Annotated in this window: 18 protein-coding genes; 14 read left to right on the plus strand and 4 right to left on the minus strand. The window is 37.7% G+C overall.

The genetic code is table 11. The features are described 5' to 3' along the window. Positions 1-6 precede the first annotated feature (6 nt). The 11 genes from AABJ51_RS02760 to AABJ51_RS02810 all read left to right on the plus strand — a co-directional run bounded on the left by AABJ51_RS02760 (position 7) and on the right by AABJ51_RS02810 (position 11,609). Positions 7-1,242, plus strand: a complete 1,236-nt coding sequence (locus AABJ51_RS02760; protein ID WP_338374316.1) for an NADH-quinone oxidoreductase subunit D — start codon at positions 7-9, stop codon at positions 1,240-1,242. A gap of 12 nt (positions 1,243-1,254) precedes the next feature. Then, entirely contained in the window at positions 1,255-1,779 is a 525-nt protein-coding gene (locus AABJ51_RS02765) for an NADH-quinone oxidoreductase subunit NuoE family protein (protein ID WP_338374317.1), read from the plus strand. A 9-nt stretch (positions 1,780-1,788) separates the two neighbouring features. Continuing rightward, entirely contained in the window at positions 1,789-3,162 is a 1,374-nt protein-coding gene (gene nuoF / locus AABJ51_RS02770; RefSeq protein WP_026625747.1) for an NADH-quinone oxidoreductase subunit NuoF, read from the plus strand. 3 nt (positions 3,163-3,165) lie between these two features. Then, positions 3,166-4,212 carry an NADH-quinone oxidoreductase subunit G gene (locus tag AABJ51_RS02775; RefSeq protein WP_134437140.1) on the plus strand — a complete coding sequence of 349 codons (1,047 nt, stop codon included), beginning with the start codon at positions 3,166-3,168 and terminating at the stop codon, positions 4,210-4,212. 12 nt (positions 4,213-4,224) lie between these two features. Next, positions 4,225-5,256: an NADH-quinone oxidoreductase subunit NuoH gene (nuoH, locus tag AABJ51_RS02780; protein ID WP_026625749.1), complete on the plus strand. Its 1,032-nt coding sequence runs from the start codon at positions 4,225-4,227 to the stop codon at positions 5,254-5,256. Between the two features lie 9 nt (positions 5,257-5,265). Next, positions 5,266-5,799 carry a NuoI/complex I 23 kDa subunit family protein gene (locus AABJ51_RS02785; protein WP_338374318.1) on the plus strand — a complete coding sequence of 178 codons (534 nt, stop codon included), beginning with the start codon at positions 5,266-5,268 and terminating at the stop codon, positions 5,797-5,799. A gap of 13 nt (positions 5,800-5,812) precedes the next feature. Beyond that, positions 5,813-6,313 carry an NADH-quinone oxidoreductase subunit J family protein gene (locus tag AABJ51_RS02790; RefSeq protein WP_026625751.1) on the plus strand — a complete coding sequence of 167 codons (501 nt, stop codon included), beginning with the start codon at positions 5,813-5,815 and terminating at the stop codon, positions 6,311-6,313. A gap of 42 nt (positions 6,314-6,355) precedes the next feature. Continuing rightward, positions 6,356-6,676, plus strand: coding sequence for an NADH-quinone oxidoreductase subunit NuoK (nuoK, locus tag AABJ51_RS02795; RefSeq protein ID WP_338374319.1), 321 nt, complete (start codon positions 6,356-6,358; stop codon positions 6,674-6,676). 100 nt (positions 6,677-6,776) lie between these two features. Next, entirely contained in the window at positions 6,777-8,663 is a 1,887-nt protein-coding gene (gene nuoL / locus AABJ51_RS02800) for an NADH-quinone oxidoreductase subunit L (RefSeq protein WP_338374320.1), read from the plus strand. 74 nt (positions 8,664-8,737) lie between these two features. Continuing rightward, positions 8,738-10,177, plus strand: coding sequence for a complex I subunit 4 family protein (locus AABJ51_RS02805; RefSeq protein WP_338374321.1), 1,440 nt, complete (start codon positions 8,738-8,740; stop codon positions 10,175-10,177). Between the two features lie 43 nt (positions 10,178-10,220). Next, on the plus strand, positions 10,221-11,609 hold the full coding sequence (locus AABJ51_RS02810) for an NADH-quinone oxidoreductase subunit N (protein ID WP_338374322.1): 1,389 nt from the start codon (positions 10,221-10,223) through the stop codon (positions 11,607-11,609). Between the two features lie 160 nt (positions 11,610-11,769). Here the strand turns inward: AABJ51_RS02810 and AABJ51_RS02815 are convergent, their stop codons facing one another. The 3 genes from AABJ51_RS02815 to AABJ51_RS02825 form a co-directional block, all read right to left on the minus strand. Next, positions 11,770-14,325: an adenosylcobalamin-dependent ribonucleoside-diphosphate reductase gene (locus tag AABJ51_RS02815; protein WP_338374323.1), complete on the minus strand. Its 2,556-nt coding sequence runs from the start codon at positions 14,323-14,325 to the stop codon at positions 11,770-11,772. A 338-nt stretch (positions 14,326-14,663) separates the two neighbouring features. After that, the gene (locus AABJ51_RS02820) at positions 14,664-15,995 is read right to left on the minus strand and encodes a DUF4270 domain-containing protein (RefSeq protein ID WP_026625757.1); all 1,332 of its coding nucleotides are present in this window, start codon (positions 15,993-15,995) and stop codon (positions 14,664-14,666) included. Between the two features lie 180 nt (positions 15,996-16,175). Beyond that, positions 16,176-16,985, minus strand: coding sequence for a glycogen/starch synthase (locus AABJ51_RS02825; RefSeq protein ID WP_338374324.1), 810 nt, complete (start codon positions 16,983-16,985; stop codon positions 16,176-16,178). A gap of 195 nt (positions 16,986-17,180) precedes the next feature. On the opposite strand from AABJ51_RS02825, the gene panC reads away from it, so the two are divergent. The 3 genes from panC (at position 17,181) to AABJ51_RS02840 (ending at position 19,836) form a co-directional block, all read left to right on the plus strand. Further along, entirely contained in the window at positions 17,181-18,029 is an 849-nt protein-coding gene (gene panC, locus AABJ51_RS02830; protein ID WP_338374325.1) for a pantoate--beta-alanine ligase, read from the plus strand. Between the two features lie 15 nt (positions 18,030-18,044). Continuing rightward, positions 18,045-18,398 carry an aspartate 1-decarboxylase gene (panD, locus tag AABJ51_RS02835; RefSeq protein WP_026625760.1) on the plus strand — a complete coding sequence of 118 codons (354 nt, stop codon included), beginning with the start codon at positions 18,045-18,047 and terminating at the stop codon, positions 18,396-18,398. A 100-nt stretch (positions 18,399-18,498) separates the two neighbouring features. Then, complete coding sequence (locus AABJ51_RS02840) at positions 18,499-19,836, plus strand: MATE family efflux transporter (RefSeq protein WP_026625761.1); 1,338 nt, start codon at positions 18,499-18,501, stop codon at positions 19,834-19,836. A 494-nt stretch (positions 19,837-20,330) separates the two neighbouring features. Here AABJ51_RS02840 and AABJ51_RS02845 read toward each other — a convergent pair whose 3' ends face one another. Beyond that, a complete protein-coding gene (locus AABJ51_RS02845) occupies positions 20,331-21,818 on the minus strand; it encodes a butyryl-CoA:acetate CoA transferase (RefSeq protein ID WP_026625763.1) in 1,488 nt (495 codons plus the stop codon). Between the last annotated feature and the right edge of the window lie 7 nt (positions 21,819-21,825).

Here is a 21,825-nt window from a genome sequence, read left to right on the forward strand (position 1 = left end):
CTCAGAATGTCAGATTTATTTATAGATAAAGAGCACCCTTTTGCAAAGATTGTCAGAGAGCAACGCTTTGAAGATGGACGTGAACTTTCGGTTTTGAATTTTGGACCGACACACCCCTCTACGCACGGTGTATTTCAAAATATATTGTTGATGGATGGCGAACGCATTCTGGATGCTGATACCACCATTGGTTATATTCATCGGGCTTTTGAAAAAATTGCCGAGAATAGAACCTTTTATCAGATTACTCCATTAACAGATCGTATGAACTACTGTTCGGCACCGATAAATAATATGTGTTGGTGGATGACTGTAGAGAAAGCTCTTGGTGTAGAAGTGCCGAAGAGGGCTCAATATATGCGTGTAATCATTATGGAAATAGCACGTATAACCGATCACCTCATTTGTAACTCCATATTAGGGGTCGATCTGGGTGCCTATTCTCCATTTTTATATGTAATGAAATATCGTGAGCTGGCTTACGAAATATACGAAGAGATATGCGGTGCACGTATGACTACCAATATGGGACGTATCGGAGGTTTCGAGCGTGACTGGAGTGAGGCTGCATGGCGAAAATTGGATGAGTTTCTCGAAGGATTCCCTAAAGCATGGGATGAGTTAGAGAGAGCATTTGTTCGTAACCGTATATTCATGGATCGTACTGTGGGGGCAGGAGCTATATCGGCAGAAAAAGCCATTAATTATGGATTTACAGGGCCAAACTTACGAGCTACTGGTGTAGATTACGATGTACGTGTTGCACAACCTTACAGTTCGTATGAAGATTTCGATTTTATTATACCTGTTGGTGCAGGAGGCGATACATATGACCGTTGGTGTGTGCGTGCAGCAGAGATAAAAGAAAGTTTGAAAATTATTCGTCAGGCAAAAGATAACTTGCCCGAAGGAGAGTATCACGCAGATGTTCCGGATTATTATCTGCCGCCCAAAGATGAAGTTTATACCAGCATGGAAGCTTTGATTAATCACTTCAAAATAGTTATGGGTGAAGTTCCCGTTCCTATAGCCGAAGTATATCATTCGGTTGAAGGTGCAAATGGCGAATTAGGAATGTATCTGATAACCGATGGATCGAGAGCTCCGTTCCGTTTACATTTCCGCCGTCCATGTTTTATATATTATCAGGCGTTTCCCGAATTGGTTAAAGGAGGAATGTTTTCTGATGCGGTGGCTACTTTGTCAAGTATAAATGTTATTGCCGGGGAGCTGGATGCATAAATGATCGTATCAATGGAAAGAAGAGAATATAAACAAGAAATAAATATTACACCCGATCTACAGTCTCGTATTGATGAATTGACCGGGCATTATCCTGCCGATAAGAAAAAATCGGCGATGCTTCCTGTTTTACATGCGGTACAAGATGCTCATGATAACTGGCTTAGTGTAGGACTCATGAATAAAGTTGCTGAAATACTTGAAGTAAGTCCTATTGAGGTATATGAAGTGGTAACATTTTATACGATGTTCAATCAGAAACCTAGAGGTAAATATACATTTGAATTTTGCCGGACATCTTGCTGTTCTATTCGTGGAGGAGAGGATATGATTGACTATGCATGCAATAAATTAGGAATTAAGGAGGGTGAAACTACCGAAGACGGATTGTTTAGTGTTGTCGGTGTAGAATGTCTGGGTGCGTGTGGATATGCACCGATGCTTCAATTGGGAGATTTCTATCATGAACATCTCACTGAAGATAAATTTGATGTTCTTGTAGAAGATTGCAAACAAGGTAAAATAAAACTAGATTAAGAGGTTGCGATGGCTAGAAAGATATTATTCGAAAATATAGATATTCCGGGAATAAAGGATTACGAAGTCTATCGTAAAAACGGAGGTTACAGGTCTGTTGAAAAAGCCTTGAAGACGATGACTCCTGATCAGATTGTGGAAGAGGTAAAAACATCGGGACTCAGAGGTCGTGGTGGAGCCGGTTTCCCTATGGGATTGAAATGGAGTTTTATTGATAAAAAATCGGGGAAACCTCGTCACTTAGTGGTGAATGCCGATGAATCGGAACCCGGTACATTCAAAGACCGTTATCTGATGGAACATATTCCTCATTTATTGATAGAGGGAGCTATTGTTTCGAGTTTTGCATTGGAAGCTCATTTGTCTTACATCTACATCAGAGGTGAGTATATGTGGGTTTTCAAGATATTGGAAAAAGCGATAAAGGAAGCCTATGCTAATGGATGGTTGGGCAAAAATATATTAGGTACAGGTTACGACCTCGACTTATACGTACACTGTGGAGCCGGAGCTTATATCTGCGGAGAAGAAACTGCATTGATTGAATCATTAGAGGGTAAACGGGGAAATCCTCGTATCAAACCTCCGTTTCCTGCTGTAAGTGGTCTTTGGGCTGAACCTACAGTAGTGAATAATGTTGAATCTATATCTGCTGTTTCATGGATTGTAAATAACAGTGGTGAAGAATACGCTAAGATAGGTTTAGGTAAATCTACCGGAACAAAATTAATTTCCGCATCAGGGCATATTAAAAATCCCGGTGTTTACGAAATAGAGTTGGGTTTATCTGTTGATGAATTTATGAATTCCGATGAATATCTGGGTGGTATGATCGATGATCGTCCACTGAAAGCGTTTATTCCGGGAGGATCTTCTGTCCCCGTTTTACCGGCACAATATATATTCAAGACAGCTAACGGTGAAGATCGTTTGATGACATACGAATCTTTGGCTGATGGTGGATTCACTACAGGTTCATCATTAGGTTCGGGAGGATTTATCGTTTATAACGATTCGGCTTGTATTGTTCGTAATACATGGAATTTCTCGAGGTTTTATCATCATGAGAGTTGCGGACAATGTTCACCTTGTCGTGAAGGTACAGGATGGATGGAAAAAATTCTGCACCGTATCGAAAATGGAATGGGGCGTGAAGAAGATATCGACCTGCTCTGGAGCATACAGGGTAAAATAGAAGGGAATACAATTTGCCCGTTGGGAGATGCAGCAGCTTGGCCGGTTGCGGCAGCTATCCGTCATTTCCGTGAAGAATTTGAATATCATGTAAGATTTCCTGAAAAGGTAAAAAATAGAAATCATTTTGTAGATGAACCGATGCAAAAGGTTAGACATCTATTAGTTGATCAACGATTAGGAGTTTAGAAAATGAAAATTACGATAGATGAACATACAATAGAGGTCGAACCGGGAACTACCATCCTGCAAGCTGCACGGATGATTGGTGGTGACTGTGTTCCTCCTACGATGTGTTACTATTCCAAATTGAAAGATTGTGGAGGTAAATGTCGTTGCTGTTTGGTAGAAGTTACAAAAGGCAGTGAACGGGACCCTCGTCCGATGCCGAAACTTCAGCCTTCGTGTGTGACGTCCGTACAAGATGGTATGGAGGTAAAAAGTGCCACTTCGCCACGTGCACTAGAAGCCCGTCAGGCTGTGACTGAATTTTTGCTAATCAACCATCCCTTGGATTGTCCTGTATGTGACCAGGCCGGAGAATGTGATTTGCAAAATCTTGCATATGGCAATAAAAATTTCAAGACCAGATATATTGAACAAAAGAGAACATATGAGCCGGAAGATATCGGCCCCTATATTCAACTACATATGAACCGTTGTGTCCTTTGCTATCGCTGTGTGAAACTGGCTGACCAATTGACACCCGAACGTGTACATGGTGTTGTCGGACGTGGCGATCATGCCCAGATATCAACTTATATATCAAAAGCTATTGACAATTCGTTTTCAGGTAACATGATAGATGTATGTCCGGTAGGGGCATTGACTGATAAGACATTCCGTTTCGAATCTCGTGTTTGGTTTAATAAGCCTTTTAATGCGCATCGTGATTGTCCTCATTGTTCCGGCAAGGTGACTTTATGGATGTTTGGTGATCATGTACAACGGGTAACAGCTCGTAAAGATCAGTATCACGAAGTAGAAGAATTTATCTGTAACGAATGTCGTTTCGATCATAAAAAAGCCGAAGACTGGGTAATTGAAGGTCCTCGTAAATTTGAGAAGGATTCGGTACTGAATGTCAATAATTATACTCGTTCATTGAAGAAGGTGAAGATAGAAACTGACGATTTGGTGTTGGAAGGACGTAAGCAGGATCAGAAGAAAATAAGTATGTCGGGCTTTCCTTTTGATGAAACCGAACTTGAAGAAATTAAAAAAGTAAAAGAAGAGTAAGGTCATAAGCATATGGAGATTTCATTTATAATAGAAAAATTGGTTCTTATACTTATAGTATTTGCCGTTACAATGTTCTTTGCTTTATATTCTACATTGGCAGAACGGAAAATTGCAGGGTTTATTCAAGACCGTTATGGTCCTAACCGTGCTGGTATATTTGGTATTTTGCAACCTCTCTGTGATGGAGCCAAATTATTTTCGAAAGAAGAATTCATTCCGAATACACCCAACAAATTTTTATTTATAATAGGACCTGGTATTGCAATGACAGTCTCTCTTTTGGGTAGTGCTGTTATACCGTGGGCTGAAAAGTTTGTAATTGCCGGAGTAGAATATGTTCCGCAGGTAGGAGAAATAAATATTGCATTATTATATGTTGTAGCAGTTATGTCTACAAGTATCTATGGTATCGTAATAGGGGCTTGGGCGTCTAACAATAAGTATTCGCTATTGGGTGGTATTCGTGCCGGAGCTCAAATGGTATCGTACGAAGTTGCGATGGGACTTTCATTAATCGCCTTGGTGATGATGACGGGTACTTTAAGCCTTCGTGAGATTACAGAACAGCAAGCCGGATTCGGATGGAATATTTTCTTTCAGCCTATTACTTTCCTGATATTTCTGGTTTGTGCATTTGCAGAATGTAACCGTACACCTTTCGATTTGGCTGAGTGCGAGTCGGAATTGGTAAATGGTCACCATACCGAATTTTCCTCTATGAAAATGGGATTCTATATGTTTTCGGAATATGTGAGTATGTTTTTCTCGTCTGCATTGATATCTATTCTTTTCTTTGGAGGATATAATTATCCGGGAATGGAATGGGTTGCTGCTAATTGGGGTATAAACATAGCTAATGTATTAGCTGTATTATCAATTTTAGCAAAAACATCGTTCTTTATATTCTTCTTTATGTGGGTTAGGTGGACTATTCCTAGATTCCGCTATGACCAATTGATGAATCTGGGTTGGAAAATATTATTCCCTCTTGCTATTGTCAACATCTTGTTGGTAGGGTTAGGAGTACTTATATTTAATTAAGGTATAAAAATGGCTATTGAAAATATATCATTATCAGGACGTAAAACAGCGGTAACCAATAAAGAGATGTCTTTTTGGGAACGTATCTACCTTGTGCAGATCGTAAAAGGTATGATGATTACAATTAGGCACTTTTTTATGAAAAAGGTGACGATTCAATATCCTGAACAGAAGCGTACATATAGTCCTGTGTACAGAGGGCAACATGTATTGATGCGTGACGAAGAAGGACGTGAACGTTGCACGGCTTGCGGATTATGTGCTTTGGCATGCCCTGCAGAGGCTATAACTATGAAGGCTGCAGAACGGACAAAAGATGAGTTGCACTTGTATCGTGAGGAAAAATATGCTGCCATATATGAAATAAATATGCTGCGCTGTATATTTTGCGGATTGTGCGAAGATGCTTGTCCCAAAGAAGCCATCTTTTTGACTAAATCGCAGAAGCATGTAAATGTAGGGACTAATCGTGAGAGCTTTATCTATGGAAAAGATAAGCTGGTAATCTCGGTAGAAGATGGTAAAAACAAAAGATACAATTGAATAATCAAAAAAGATGATTACAATAATTTTTTATATTCTGGCGGCAATTACATTAGGTTCGGGTCTGTTGACTGTATTGTCTAAAAATCCCGTACATAGTGCAATTTATATGATTGTCTGCTTTTTTTCAATCGCCGGACACTTTTTAATGCTTAATGCACAGTTCCTATCTGTAATACATATTATTGTGTATACCGGAGCAATTATGGTGCTGTTACTGTTTACCTTAATGCTTATGAACCTGAATGAACAGCATGAACCCGCTAAAAAAATAGCGAGCAGGGTTGCTGCAACAGTTTCTGCATGCCTGATGGTGGTGGTTATGCTGGCTGCTCTATTGAAAGCTACACCGCAGATAGAGGTTTACAAGAATGCAGAGGTTGATTTTCAGTCGGTAAAAGTGATTGGCGATGTTATTCTGAATGAATATTTAGTACCATTCGAGTTTGCATCTGTATTGCTTATTGCTTCGATGATCGGTGCGGTATTAATATCCAAGAGAGAAAATAGATAAGAAAATATAATAAAAGGTCTAAAGCCTTAATGCGTAAAAGCTATGCAAGATATATTAGAACAAGTTGGAATAAATAATTACATCTATCTGTCGGCTTTGCTGTTTTGTATAGGTGTACTGGGTATGCTGTACAGGCGCAGTACGATAGTCATGTTAATGTCCGTAGAATTGATGCTTGCTGCTGCCAATATGTTGTTGGCTGTATTTTCGGTTTATCATCAGGATGCCAGTGCTCAGGTATTTGTCATTTTTTCGATGGCTGTAGCTGCCGCTGAAGTAGCAGTTGGGTTGGCTATCTTAGTTTCAATTTTCCGAAATATCGGTTCTATTGATATTGATAAATTAAAAAACTTGAAAGGATAAGCCGCAGGCTTTTTTATTTGAAACAAGGTAGAATTGTAAATCAATATAATATATAGTTATTATTTTTTAATAATGCTTTAAATACTTACTATAACTAAGGATGGAGACAGGATTGGTATTATTACTTTTGATTTTTCCGCTGATAGGTTTTTTGATAAATCTGTTTGGGGGTAAAAAGTTAGGAAAGACACTACCGGGGCTTATAGGAACAACAGCTGTAGCTGGTAGTTTTGTTATTACGTTAATTTATTTCATTAAGATATTATCGACCGGAGAGGCTCTTCATATCCATTTGTTTCAGTGGGTAAGTTTCGCTGAGTTTACCGTTAACTTCGATTTATTGTTAGATCAATTATCTCTAATCTGGTTGATGTTTGTAACAGGTATCGGTACATTGATTCATTTGTATTCGATCGGTTATATGAAAGGCGATGAGCATATCGACCGCTTTTTTGCCTATTTGAATTTATTTATCCTGTTTATGATTATTCTTGTGACAGCTAACAATTTGGCTATCATGTTTATCGGATGGGAAGGAGTTGGTCTTTGCTCTTATTTACTTATAGGATTCTGGTATAAAAATCATAAGTTCAATGATGCAGCAAAGAAAGCGTTTATTATGAATAGGATAGGGGACTTCGGATTTCTTACCGGAGTGTTTACCCTTGGATATATCTTCAAAACAATTGATTTTGACACTTTAAAATTAGCGGTAACGACTACTTCTAATTTGGGAGTGAGCGGATTGTTAAGTGTCGGAACATTTTGTCTTTTTGTCGGAGCAATGGGTAAGAGTGCCCAGATACCGCTATATACGTGGTTGCCCGATGCGATGGCCGGACCAACTCCTGTTTCGGCATTGATACACGCTGCAACGATGGTGACTGCCGGTATATTTATGGTGACCCGCCTAAATTTCCTCTTCAATCTGACTCCCGATGTACAGATGATTATAGCTGTCGTAGGATCAGTTACGGCATTGTTTGCTGCTTCTATCGGTATGTTTCAGACTGATATTAAAAAAGTATTGGCATACTCCACCGTATCACAGTTGGGGTTGATGTTCTTGGCTGTTGGGTTAGGTGCTTATCATGTAGCAGTATTCCATGTTATAACACATGCATTCTTCAAAGCTTGCCTTTTCCTTGGATCGGGTTCGGTAATACATGCCATGGGTGGCGAACAGGATATGCGTAAAATGGGTGGGTTGCGTAAAGCATTACCTATAACATTTGCTACATTCTTTATATCTACACTGTCTATTTCGGGAATTCCTCCCTTTGCCGGGTTCTTCTCGAAAGATGAAATAATGATTACTGCTTTTGAACACAATAAAGTTCTTTGGATTTTAGCTGCTCTAGCTTCTCTGATGACTGCCTTTTATATGTTCAGAGCATTGTTTCTTACATTCAATAAAGATTTCAGAGGCACTGAGGAGCAAAAACATCATTTACACGAATCTCCGTCGGTAATGACTCTTCCTCTTATAATTTTGGCTGTTTTAGCTGCAGTCGGAGGTCTTATCAGTTTGCCTTTCGGATATAGTTGGCTGAATGGTTATCTTTCTCCCGTCTTATCCGCAGGTATACCTGAAGCTCATGGGGCGGGTACACTTCAAATCTTATTGATTGCGGTTTCAATAGCAATTGCTCTCATTGGTTTAGCTATTGCTTATTATCAGTACATCTCAAAATCTATTGTACCAGAAGAAGATGATAAAATCACAGGATTTGCAAAAATTGCTTATAATAAATATTATATTGATGAGATATATAATGCTGCATTTGTAAAACCATTCTATGTATTGGCAAACTTTTTCAAGAATATAGTTGAAAAAGTAATGAATGCTATCGTATTCGGTTTTGGTTACCTGATCGGTGCATTGTCAATTCCTTTAAGAGCCGTCCAAAATGGAAGTATCGGGGTTTACCTGTTCTTCTTTGTTATCGGGTTCTGTACGATTGCAGCTTACCTATTTCTTGTCTAGTTAATCAGTTGGAGGAAACGTTTACTAATAAATGATTATAAAAGGGTCTGAAACCCTTACAATTTTATAAAAATATGAATATCGCTATTATATTACTTATTTTATTAGCAGGATCATTTGTGACATACTTTTCGGGTAACCGGTTTGCATCGAAAGTAGCTATGTTATTTGCTATAGCGGGAGCTGTGTTTTCAATATCGCTTTTATTGGAGCATAATCCGGCTGCAGCACCGTATACTTTTACGTTAGAATGGATTAGTAAGCCCAATATATCCTTTTCATTGAAAGCTGATGGATTGTCGATAGCTATGGTCTTGTTAAATTCGATACTCCTGCCGATTATCATATTGACAAGTATTTCTCATACGGTGAAGTCCGAAAGAATATTGTATAGCCTTATTCTGTTTATGTCTTTTGCTATGTCTGGCGTATTTCTCAGTAGTAATGCTTTGGTGTATTATGTATTCTGGGAAATGTCTCTTATACCGATTTACTTCATTGTTGTGCTTTGGGGGAATGGTGAAAGGGCTAAACGCCGAAGAGCTGCTATGACTTTCTTTATATATACATTTGCCGGATCGTTATTTATGTTGGCTGCAATTATATATATGTATTCGAAAGTAGGAAGTCTCGAATTGGATGCCATATATAATGCAAACCTGAGCCATACTGAACAAATCTGGATATTCCTTGCTTTTTTTCTTGCTTATGCAATTAAGATACCTGTGTTTCCTTTCCATACATGGCAGGCAAACGTTTATCAAAAAGCACCTATGGTGGGAACCCTTTTGTTGGGAGCACTCATGTCTAAAATGGGATTGTACAGTGTTATACGCTGGCAGTTGCCGGTGACTCCTTATGCGTCACACGAACTTCGTTCGCTTGTTCTGATACTTTCGATAATTGGAGTTATATACGGTGCAATTATAGCATTGAGACAGGATAATCTTAAACGCTTTTTTGCCTATGCATCCCTTTCTCATGTCGGATTTATAGCAGCTGGCGTATATTCGTTGACCTATGACGGGCTATTAGGTGCAGTACTGCTTATTCTAGCTCATGGATTTGGTATTGTCGGATTATTCTTTTCTGCAGAAGTGATACATCGAAGACTAAAAACTCCATTGATCAGCAAGATGGGAGGAATTAAAAGCAGTGCACCCAGATTTACACTGGCATTCTTTTTTATGGTGCTGGCTTCTATCGCTTTACCCCTGACATTTAATTTTATCGGAGAATTTACCATTATGTATGGTATCTATCAGGTACATATAGGATACTTGCTTGCAATAGGAACATCCATGTTCCTGGGGGCATTCTTCATGCTGCGTATGTATCAGTATGTAATGTTAGGAGACAATGAGCAATCTTCATTTTCGGATATGACAGTAAATGAAACTTTGGTTTTTGTTTTATTAGCAGCAGTCCTTATATTCTTTGGGATATATTCAAAACCCATTGTAGATTTGGTATCTCCAAGTTTGCAGGAAATTATGATGTATATAAACAGATAAGGTATCAGACCTTTTTAGTGAACAAAATATAGCAAAATAAATAATGAGTACATTGATAGCAGTCTCGGGATTAGGTATACTGAGCTTATTACTTGAGATTTTAAATTTGAGAAAAATCCTTGTTCCGGTGGTCGTTTTAGGTTTGGCCGGAATATTAGGTATGACTTTAGCTGAGTTTTATCTGGATAAATCTTTTTTAGATATCGACAGTTATAATATGGTTGTCGGTACGGGTTATTCACGGGGCTTTTCAAGCTTATTCATTATATTGACAATGTTTGTGATAGTGATGAGCCAAAAGTTTTATGCAGATAGGATAACAAAGATTGCTGATTATGTATCTTTGATAATTTTTATGCTGGCTGGAGCAGTAGCAATGGTTTCTTTTGGAAACTTATCTATGTTTTTCATCGGTATCGAGGTATTATCTATTTCAGCTTACGTTTTGGCTTCAAGTAACCCGAAAGATAAAAAGAGCAATGAGGCAGGAATGAAATATTTCATTATGGGGGCTTTTGCTTCCAGTTTCATTCTGTTTGGTATTGCTTTAGTATACGGAGCTATCGGTTCGTTTGATATCCAAACAATTATTGCTATATCTACGGCACAGGCCGGACATTTACCTATTTGGTTTAATATCGGTTTTGTAATGATTGCCGTAGGGTTATTCTTCAAAGCCGGGGTTGTTCCATTTCATTTTTGGGCTCCGGATGTTTATGAAGGATCCCCCACATTAGTTACTGCATTGATGAGTACGTTGGTGAAAGTTGCGGCTATCGGTACACTTTATAAAATATTCGTTATTTTTTCGGCGGGAATGACTCCTGTATTCCAAATTGTAGTTGTTGTTCTTACTATCTTAACGTTGAGTGTCGGTAATATTACTGCACTTCGTCAACGAAACCTGAAACGATTGATGGCATATTCGGGTATATCGCATGCAGGATTTATGATGATGGATCTCTTATCTAACGGTACAGGTACAAATGCGATTCTTTATTATGCATGTGCATATGCTTTTGCCGGTATTGCTGCATTTGCCGTTATTATGGCTGTATGTGGAGATAAAGACGAGGACATATCTAATATATTCGGTCTGGCTAAAGATAAACTATATCTGGCGGGTATTTTCACTTGTGCAATGGTTTCTTTAGGAGGTATTCCTATTTTTGCCGGATTTTTCGCTAAATTATTTATGTTTAGTCAGATGATAGATTCCGGCTATCTCATTCTTGTAATATTCGGGGTGATAAACTCTATTATAGCTATCTATTATTATTTTGGAACAGCAAACGTTATGTTTACAAAAGATTCTGTTAGAACGGAACCTTTGAAAGTAGATGTTCGTTATGTTGTTGTTGCATCGATAGCTATTATACTGAATATTGTAATAGGTCTTTTCCCTTCTTTAATTATGGGATTATCTATCTGATATTATATTTCTCTAAAGATAATACAACCGCAGATGATGTCTGCGGTTTTTTTGTGCCTGTATTGTTTGTATGGATTAGGATTGGTTCATAGCAATACATGAAAAACTCCGGAAGAATTGATTCTTCCGGAGTTTTTTATATAGATGGAGAGTTATTTTATTAACCGCATTTTGATGCTCCACAATTGCTGCATTTTAAACAACCTTCCTGATATACAAGGGTTTCTTGTTCACAAACAGGACATTTTTGCCCTTTTAGCTCTGCCCCATTTGGCAGATATTTTTTCAAGGCTCTTTCAACACCGTTTTTCCAAGTATTAATAGTTTCACTATCCAGCTCTAAGCCCTGTACAAGTTTAATGACTTGATCTATTGGCATAGCATATCGTAGTACTCCTGATATTAATTTTGCATAGTTCCAGAACTCAGGGTTAAACTTACTGTTAAGTCCTTCGATAGTGGTTTTATAGCCCCTTTTATTTTTGAACTGGAAGTCGTAACTGCGTTCTCCGTCATCATCAGTACGTTTGATAATAATACCTTTGTTCACATGTTTTGGCAGCATAATACCTTCGTCATCATCATTCAACCCAGTGAATATTTCATATGGACGATTGTCAACCATACCAATAAAGGCGATCCATTTTTCTTTATTATTCTGGAATCTGATAACGTCTGCTTCGAGTTCTTTGGGTCTTGAAGGAATTACAGTTGGACGTTCGAAACAATCTCCGCAATCTTCTTTTTTGCTGCTTTTCTTTTTATCATCAGCTGAAATCAACACACCGGCTCTTGATCCGTCACGATATACGGTACATCCTTTACATCCGCTTTTCCAAGCCTCAATATAAAGTTTGTTTACTAAGCCTTCCGATACGTCTGCAGGTAGATTAATCGTAACACTTATTGAGTGATCGACCCATTTTTGTATACGTCCCTGCATTTTTACTTTTTGCAGCCAGTCAACATCATTCGATGTTGCTTTGTAGTAAGGCGACTCGGCAATAAGTTTATCCAACTCTTCGTTACTATATTTTTTTGCTGTAGGATATCCTTTTGCTTCCATCCATGTAACGAATTTATGGTGGAATACGATGTATTCTTCCCAAGAGTCTCCGTTTTCGTCAACGAAGTCGATTTTAGTAACCTGAGCATCATTCGGGTTTACTTTGCGACGACGTTTGTAAACAGGTAAAAATACAGGTTCGATACCTGATGTTGACTGAGTCATCAAACTTGTTGTTCCGGTAGGAGCTATTGTAAGACAAGCGATGTTACGTCTACCGTATTTTTCCATTTCAGAATATAGTTCAGGATCTGCAGCACAAAGCCTGTTTATAAATGGATTGTTTTTTTCTCTTTCAATATCAAATATTTCAAAAGCACCTCTTTCTTTAGCCAACTCTACTGATGAACGATATGCTGCGATAGCAAGGGTACGTTGTACTTCTTCGGCTAATGCTGTAGCATCTTCTGTTCCATAACGAAGATTCATTGCAGCTATCATATCTCCTTCGGCAGTGATACCAACTCCGGTTCTCCGTCCTTGAAGTGTTTTTTTACGGATTTTATTCCATAAATTTCGTTCTGTGAATTTTACTTCTTCTATTTCCGGATCTTCATCAATTTTTTTAAGAATATGATCAATCTTCTCAGTTTCAAGATCAATAATGTCATCCATGATACGCTGTGCCAAAGCAACGTGTTTTTTGAATAAATCGAAATCGAAGTAAGCTTTTTTTGTAAACGGATTTACCACATAAGAGTATAAATTGATTGCTAACAAACGGCAGCTATCATAAGGACATAGTGGAATCTCCCCGCACGGATTGGTTGAAACAGTTCTAAAACCTAGATCAGCATAACAATCGGGAACAGATTCCCTTATTATTGTATCCCAAAACAGAACTCCGGGCTCAGCCGATCTCCAAGCATTATGTACGATCTTTTCCCAAAGTTGTGTAGCGTTTATATCTTTAACAGTAGATGGTTTATCTGAGTTTATCGGGTACTGCTGAGTGTAGCTAGTCTGATCGACTACAGCTTGCATAAATTCATCATCAATTTTCACCGAAACGTTCGCTCCGGTAACCTTGCCTTCTATCATTTTTGCATCGATAAACGATTCTGCATCCGGATGTTTGATTGATACACTTAGCATTAATGCTCCGCGTCGTCCGTCCTGAGCAACCTCTCTGGTTGAATTCGAATATCTTTCCATGAATGGAACTAGTCCGGTAGAAGTCAGAGCCGAGTTTTTTACCGGCGAACCTTTCGGTCTGATGTGAGACAAATCGTGACCAACTCCCCCTCTGCGTTTCATTAATTGAACCTGTTCTTCATCGATGTGCATGATAGCTCCATACGAATCGGCAGAACCATCGATACCGATAACAAAGCAGTTAGAAAGAGATGCAATCTGAAAATCATTACCGATTCCGGTCATCGGACTTCCTTGCGGAACGATGTATTTGAAACGATCAAACAAATCGAACAGCTGTTGAGATGTCAGTCCGTTTTCATAAACTTTCTCTATACGTGCAATTTCATTGGCAAGTCTCCAATGCATGTCGATTGGAGTTTTTTCGTATATATTACCTTCGGCATCTTTCAATGCGTACTTGTTGACCCAAACCTTTGCGGCTAATTCATCCCCTTCGAAGTAATCTAATGTGGCTTCATAAGCTTCATTAAACGTGTAAACTGTACGTTCCATTATATTTTCTTGATGTTATATATTTTATGAGTGCGAAAATAGAAATACTGATCATAGATCACAAATTTTATAACAATTTCTTTTCAACAAAGTTCTAAGTTTTCTGAAATAATTTTTAATATATTGATTTGTAGCAGTTTAATTTTTTGATTCTACTTAAAAGTTTTCCGAAAATATTTTTGATAGTATTTGCTGAAAATGAAAAATTTTCTTAAATTATAGAAGGTTGGACAAGTATAATTTTTCGAAAATAAAAACTTTTTTCTAATAAAAATCCAATAAAAAAACTCAGGAAGATTCTTCCTGAGTTTTTTTATTGGATTTGATTTCTTTATGATTTATTCAAATTTCGTATATATGAGTGTAAGTCTCATATCTTTTATATTATTTCTAAAGATAGATGCTGTTGGGAACATTTGATTATATACCCTAACCGTTTGACTGTTATAGTAAGAGTCTATTGATGCTATTTCTATGGGTATTAATACAAATGTGGGATCTTCTGTCAGGTTCTTATCTTTGTATAATGTTATCAGTTGAGATAAATTGCTGAACTTGTAAGAGTTCGTTTCCTTGACCCTGGTCGCTGAGAAAGTCGTCTTGCTATCCGGTAATTTTTTATGTGTAAAGAAATAATCTACAGAATCCTTATTTATAAGAAGAAGAGTCTGGGGTCTTTGGTATGAGAAAGTGCCCGTCGGTTCTTTTTCTGTATAACCAGTTACGCTGAACAGAGCAGTGTTGATGGATGCAAAATTATTCTTTGCTATATTCTCTTTGATCTTCTTTATCGGAAATACTATCTCAGGATATACTCCTGCAGGAGATTTGGTATAGACCATGCCCGAATTTTGATCAAATAATCCATTCGGGTTTTTATTTTCAATATGGATTAATTGATTAACCTCTGTTGTTGATGTTAGTGTGAATGAGCCTTTTCCTAGTGAGTCTGCTTTTGCAGTATAATACTTGTAATCTATTATAATTGACGTTTGTATTGGTTGGATAAGTGTTCCGGATCCTAATGTTGTAGTTATGTATAGTCCGGGGAAATAATTGTTAAATGTTTTCGAATCAGTAACAGTTCCTGCTTTAATCGCTTGATTAAGATTTTTTGCAAAAGCGGAATCCATTGGTGCGTAAATCTGTCTGTAGTTGGATGTCGAACTAACTTTTTTAGAACCGGCAACAGAGAAAGTACTGCTTGCCAAAAGCGTTTTCATGTCGGAATATTTCTTAGGATCTGCATTCGTGAAAAAATATTCGGGCAGTTGTTGGGTTACTTTATATGCGGATAGTCCCATGGGAGAAATTGTGTCTCCTAAGAAATTCATATATCCGATAACCAGATTGACAGATGTTATAGATGCAATCTTTTCGTTGAATTTAGCACTGTCAGGAAACATAAATTGGCACAGGTAATCAGATTTGACAGAACCGAAAATATCATCTTCATATTTGCCTAATATTCCGTTTACTGTTTGGGCGTATACTGAATCCTGCATGGAAATAGTTTTTGCTATAACGGACAGAGTATCTGTACCTGCAGTAATATTATCACCGGGAGGTTGCAATGTTCCTCCGATGTTATTTAAATCATCATCACAAGACGCTAGAGATAATGTGATAGAAAATGTCAAGACTAGAGATAATAGCGTGCTTAGTTTCATCCTGCTTATTAAAAATTTACATTCTTAAGGTTTTGATACCTAGTAAGTATCTTTGGCAAGTGTTTTGTCTATTAGAGATAATTAGTGTATCTGATATTTTACAATTGCTAAAGATGTCCAAAGATCATAAAAAATATGTACTTGCAAAAGCAAATACATATTTTTCATTTTTTTTATGAATTAAATGGTGTCATAAAATTCATTAATAGCATCGGCTGCCTCCAAAGCATTTCCGCTGTATGGTAAGAATTTGATCTTATTCTTTTCGATGTACTCTAAAGACTGAGGATCCACAGTTGCTTCTTGTTGTATAACTCCATCGGAGTATTTAATTGCAAACTGAGTCAGTTTTGCATAATCGACCTCTGCTCCTGCAATGTCTTTCACATGTTTGTCTGTTATACCTGCAAGCTTTAGTTTATTGGCAAACTTATCGGAGAAAGGCTGTTTAAAGTTGTCGTTGTATAGCGAGTATGCAATCTTCACATCTTTAAAGCAAGGATCATCTGCAAATGCAGTCTTTAGATACAATGGAGCCAAAGCTGTTATCCATCCGTGGCAGTGAACAACATCCGGTATCCATCTAAGTTTCTTTATGGTTTCTAATACACCTCTTATATAAAAGATGCTGCGTTCTTCATTGTCGGCAAATTCTACGCCGTTTTCGTCTTCAGTAGTAAATTTACGGCTGAAAAAATCATCATTGTCAATGAAATAAACCTGCATACGAGCTGCTTGTATCGATGCTACCTTGATTATCAGAGGATGGTCTGTATCGTCGATAATCAGGTTCATGCCCGATAAACGAATAACTTCGTGCAATTGGTTTCTACGTTCATTTATACTTCCGAACTTAGGCATAAAAGTCCTGATCTCTTTGCCTTTTTCTTGTATTGCCTGAGGTAGATTTCTGCAAGTTTCTGCTATCGTAGATTCGGGTAGATACGGGAAAATTTCTTGTGTGATGAATAAAACTCTTTTTACGCTCATTGTAGTTGTTTCGTTTTTACGTTACAAAGATAATAAAAAAAAATCTGGTTTTTAGCAATTTTCTGTGAATCAAAAAATGCAAGAGTCATAAATGATGTTGTTTTTTAGGAAATGAAAGCCCCGAAAGTTTCATATTTCATAAATATTTAGTTGCTTTGCACTGTTATTTGGATAACAAATTTAGGTTAAGCGTTTATGATTATTTTAGAAACGGTTTCAGACCTTCAAAAGGCCATTTTTCCATTAAAAAAAGAAGGGAAGTCTGTCGGTTTCGTTCCTACTATGGGAGCCTTGCACGAAGGACATGTCTCTTTAGTTAAGAAAAGTATTGAACAGAATGATATCACGGTAGTCAGTGTTTTTGTAAATCCTACCCAGTTCAATAATCAGGAAGATCTTATTAAATATCCGAGAACTTTAGATAAGGATACCTCTTTGCTTGAGAGTGTCGGTGTAGATATTGTATTTGCTCCTTTGGTCAAAGAAATCTATCCCGAGCCGGATACCCGCCAGTTTGATTTTGGATTATTGGATAAGGTGATGGAAGGCAAATTTCGCCCTGGACACTTCAATGGTGTAGCTCAGGTGGTGAGTCGTCTTTTTGATATTGTAAAGCCAGATAGAGCCTATTTTGGAGAAAAAGATTTCCAGCAGCTAGCTATTATCCGGGATATGGTTAAGCAGTATAATTTCCCAATCGAAATCGTACCCATGCCTATAATCAGAGAGCCATCGGGTTTAGCTAAAAGCAGTCGTAATCAACGATTATCGGAAACCGAAAAAGAACAAGCTGTAGCTATCAGCCGAATATTGTTCAAAAGTAAATCGGAATGCGGTAGATATTCCGTGAAAGAAACGCTCAAGAATGTAATTGATGATATAAACAATGTAGAATCCCTTACAGTCGAATATTTTGAGATCGTGGATGGAAATACATTGCAGACAATAGATAATTGGTCGGATACCTCATATGCCGTGGGTTGTATAACCGTATTTTGCGGAGATGTGAGGCTGATTGATAATATTACCTACTTTAATAAATAGTTACTTAAAATAGAAATGAAAATAGAAGTTCTGAAATCGAAAATACATCGGGTGACGGTAACTGAAGCCAACCTTAATTATGTAGGGAGCATCACGATAGATGAAGATCTGATGGATGCAGCCAATATGATTGCAGGTGAAAAAGTATGTATTGTAGATAACAATAACGGAGAACGCCTCGAAACATATATAATCAAGGGAGAGCGTGGATCCGGAACCATTTGCCTGAATGGGGCTGCTGCACGTAAGGTGCAGCCGGGCGATGTCATTATCATTATATCGTATGCTATAATGGATTTTGAAGAAGCTAAGACTTTTAAGCCGTGGATTGTATTTCCTGACACTAACACCAATAAGCTGATTAAGTAAAATTTAAAGACTAAATTATACAGATGAAGCGGGGTGATCCAATAACAGAATCATCCCGTTTCTTGTCTGTAAGAATATCGAACACGCTCATATTTACTCTATGGAATCAAAGTTATATTCTTATAAGGATATATGGTTGGTAAGTCTGCCCATTATGCTCGGACTGCTTACTCAAAATATAATGCAAATAACCAATACCATCTTCTTGGGAAGGGTAGGAGAGGTTGAATTCGGAGCTGCCGGTCTGGCAGGTATCTATTATATAGCTTTCTTTATGCTGGGGTTCGGTTTCAGTATCGGAGCGCAGATTATGATAGGCAGACGCAACGGCGAGCGCAATTACGACCAGATAGGTACAATTGTAATGCAGGGAATGATGTTTTTGCTGTTATTCGCAGCATTGCTATACTTTGCGTCTAATGCTTTTTCATCGCATCTGCTGCCTATTCTGATCAAATCACACCATGTATATGAGGCAGCAGCGGAGTATCTAGAATGGCGGACATTCGGCTTTTTCTTTGCATCAGTCAATATTATGTTCCGTGCATTTTATGTCGGCATTGCCCGTACCAAAGTGTTGACATTGAATGCTGCTGTAATGACCGTTGTGAATATCATTTTTGACTATGTCCTTATATTCGGGAATTTCGGGTTTCCTCAGATGGGTATAGCCGGAGCAGGTATGGCATCGGTATTGGCAGAGATTGCTTCTATTATCTTCTTTATTATTTATACAGCGAAGACTGTAGACCTCAAAAAATATGGGTTTCAGAAAATGCGGTTTAAATTCTCTATTGTGCGTCGTATACTCGATATATCGGTGTTTACGATGGCTCAGTATGCAATATCGATGTCAACGTGGTTTATCTTCTTTCTGGCAATAGAAAATCATGGAGAAAGAGATCTTGCCATCACTAATATTATACGTACATTTTATATGATATACTTTATTCCGATGAATGCTTTGTCTACAACGGCTAATACGTTGGTGAGCAATACTATCGGTGCAAAACAGTATGATAATGTATTAAAACTGGTAGGTAAAATATGTATACTCAATCTAGCTATAGTTGTTGTAATGGGTATCATAACAGCAATAAAACCTGAGCTGTGGATCGCCCTGATAGCTTCGAATAAAGATATGTCTTTGGTGTACGAAACTGTTAAACCTCTTTATGTCCTGATATTTGCTCTTCCTATCTGTAGTTTGGGAACCGTATTATTTAATGCGATTTCGGGAACCGGTAATACTCGTTGGGCTCTTATATTCGAGCTTATCACTATCTGTTTGTATGTATTGGCCATGTATATAATAGTGATACATAACAAATCGGAGGTTGCAATATGCTGGACTGTTGAATATGTATATTGGGGTACATTGATGATACTTTCGTTTATTTACCTCAAAAAAGCCAATTGGCGGAATAAGGAGATTTGATAGATCAATCAACTGTGTTGAGTTAATTGAATTACTTAAAAAAGGTAACAAAAGTAACATGCTCTATGATTATTTTTCAATGACACCTTTTTTACGTTTAAGTAAGATAACCGACATCGTAAGGGTGAAATCTTCTGCCTTAGTTGAACATCAGGTGTGTAATTATTATACCCGACAAAAGTCATAAAAAAAGGTTACAAAGGTAACAGCTAAATTATACTTTTTTCGATGATACCTTTTCGTTATTCCGGATTTTCACAGCTATTTAAAGAACGCTTTCTTTATAGATAAAAAATAAAAGGGCAGATAGAAAATAATTTCACCTGCCCTAATAATATTTTATGTCCTTTGTTGTAATACAGAATTTACTATCTATAAGATTATAAATACCATAAAGCGAAATATCTAAAATGTTTATTTTTAACACTTCATGCAAAGAAAAGCAGGTTATCAATAAATGATAACCTGCTTTTGCTCTTTTATAAAAAATAATATTACTTATTTTCCCATTTTACATTATGCATATCTCCAGTTTCAAGGAAAGCCTTATGGAAAGCATAACAATTATAAGGATCGAAAGGTGTTTGTCCTTTCACTTGATTATTCAGATATTCATGAAGTAATGGCCTGTAATCAGGATGCGCACATTTTTCAATAATTTCTTCAGCACGCTCTCTTGGAGATTTACCTCTAAGGTCAGCAATACCATATTCCGAGATAATAATCTTCACTGAGTGTTCGCTGTGATCTTCGTGAGCAACCATAGGAACAAATGCACTGATTTTTCCGTCTTTAGCAGTCGATGGTGTAACGAATATAGATACGTATGCTCCACGAGTGAAATCTCCTGATCCACCGATACCGTTCATCATCTTAGTACCCATTACGTGAGTAGAATTGATGTTTCCGAATATATCGGCTTCTAATGCGGTATTGATAGCAATTACTCCTAATCGGCGTACAACTTCTTGGTTATTAGAGTATTCAGAAGGGCGAAGGACAACTCTTTCTTTGAAGAATTCAAGATTTTTATAAATTTTCTCTACGCAGGGGTTACTTACTGTAAGAGAACAGCCGCTGGCAAATTTAATACGTCCCGATTCCATCAGGTCTATAACAGCATCCTGAATAACCTCGGTATAAACTTCAAAATCCGGAATTTCTTTACTTTCTCCCATTGCAGCCAATACTGCATTTGCAATATTGCCTACACCTGATTGTACAGGAAGGAATGTTTTTGGCATACGTCCTTCTGCCATTTCTTTAATAAAGAACTGTGCTACGTGATTACCTATTTTAGTAGTAACTTCATCTACCGGAGCAAAACCACCACCTTCGTTAGGTGTATTTGATTCTACAACAACTATTTTAGCCGGATCAACTTTTATATGGTCTTTTCCGATTCTGTCTCTAACCGAATAAATTGGAATTTCGCCACGGTGAGGAGGATCTTGCAATTCTGCAATATCATGCATTCCTCTCATTCCTTTGGGATTCCATGTATTAAGTTCAACAATGACTGTTTTTGCCAAGCGTGCTACAGTGGGTGAAATACCAACTCCGCAGGTAGGAACTATTTCTCCATCTTCGGTCACATCGCAAGCCTCAATGATGGCTACATCTACACCTCCTAAGAAACCATAACGAATCTCTTGTGCTAGAGACGATAAGTGCATATCGAAATAAGGAACTTCGCCTGAATTAATAGCATTCCTTAAATCTTTGTTTGTTTGGTAAGGTGTTCTGAATTTGATAGCATGTGCTCTTGCTAAAACTCCGTCAAGAAGGTCTCCGGTAGATGCTCCGGTAAACATTCCGATTTTGAAAGGATTACCTTTTGCATGTTCTGCGTCGGCTATCTTAGCGATAGCGGTTGGTACTACCTTCGGACATCCGGCATGAGTAAAACCACTGAAACCTACATTATCTCCATTTTTGATAAGGCTCGCCGCCTCATCTGCACTCACAAACTTTAATGCCATTGCTTTA

It is taken from the genome of Indolivaga capnocytophagoides, from assembly GCF_036511535.1.
GTDB lineage: Bacteria > Bacteroidota > Bacteroidia > Bacteroidales > Dysgonomonadaceae > Dysgonomonas_A > Dysgonomonas_A capnocytophagoides.

Excerpts from the sequence above, each read along its gene's own strand:
- AABJ51_RS02840 (WP_026625761.1), top strand. The coding sequence starts at position 18,499 with ATGGAATCAAAGTTATATTCTTATAAGGATATATGGTTGGTAAGTCTG.
- AABJ51_RS02775 (WP_134437140.1), top strand. The coding sequence starts at position 3,166 with ATGAAAATTACGATAGATGAACATACAATAGAGGTCGAACCGGGAACT.
- AABJ51_RS02760 (WP_338374316.1), top strand. The coding sequence starts at position 7 with ATGTCAGATTTATTTATAGATAAAGAGCACCCTTTTGCAAAGATTGTC.
- panC (WP_338374325.1), top strand. The coding sequence starts at position 17,181 with ATGATTATTTTAGAAACGGTTTCAGACCTTCAAAAGGCCATTTTTCCA.
- nuoL (WP_338374320.1), top strand. The coding sequence starts at position 6,777 with ATGGAGACAGGATTGGTATTATTACTTTTGATTTTTCCGCTGATAGGT.
- AABJ51_RS02825 (WP_338374324.1), bottom strand. The coding sequence starts at position 16,985 with ATGAGCGTAAAAAGAGTTTTATTCATCACACAAGAAATTTTCCCGTAT.
- nuoF (WP_026625747.1), top strand. The coding sequence starts at position 1,789 with ATGGCTAGAAAGATATTATTCGAAAATATAGATATTCCGGGAATAAAG.
- nuoH (WP_026625749.1), top strand. The coding sequence starts at position 4,225 with ATGGAGATTTCATTTATAATAGAAAAATTGGTTCTTATACTTATAGTA.
- AABJ51_RS02765 (WP_338374317.1), top strand. The coding sequence starts at position 1,255 with ATGGAAAGAAGAGAATATAAACAAGAAATAAATATTACACCCGATCTA.
- AABJ51_RS02805 (WP_338374321.1), top strand. The coding sequence starts at position 8,738 with ATGAATATCGCTATTATATTACTTATTTTATTAGCAGGATCATTTGTG.
- AABJ51_RS02810 (WP_338374322.1), top strand. The coding sequence starts at position 10,221 with ATGAGTACATTGATAGCAGTCTCGGGATTAGGTATACTGAGCTTATTA.
- AABJ51_RS02815 (WP_338374323.1), bottom strand. The coding sequence starts at position 14,325 with ATGGAACGTACAGTTTACACGTTTAATGAAGCTTATGAAGCCACATTA.
- AABJ51_RS02820 (WP_026625757.1), bottom strand. The coding sequence starts at position 15,995 with ATGAAACTAAGCACGCTATTATCTCTAGTCTTGACATTTTCTATCACA.
- AABJ51_RS02785 (WP_338374318.1), top strand. The coding sequence starts at position 5,266 with ATGGCTATTGAAAATATATCATTATCAGGACGTAAAACAGCGGTAACC.
- nuoK (WP_338374319.1), top strand. The coding sequence starts at position 6,356 with ATGCAAGATATATTAGAACAAGTTGGAATAAATAATTACATCTATCTG.
- AABJ51_RS02845 (WP_026625763.1), bottom strand. The coding sequence starts at position 21,818 with ATGGCATTAAAGTTTGTGAGTGCAGATGAGGCGGCGAGCCTTATCAAA.
- panD (WP_026625760.1), top strand. The coding sequence starts at position 18,045 with ATGAAAATAGAAGTTCTGAAATCGAAAATACATCGGGTGACGGTAACT.
- AABJ51_RS02790 (WP_026625751.1), top strand. The coding sequence starts at position 5,813 with ATGATTACAATAATTTTTTATATTCTGGCGGCAATTACATTAGGTTCG.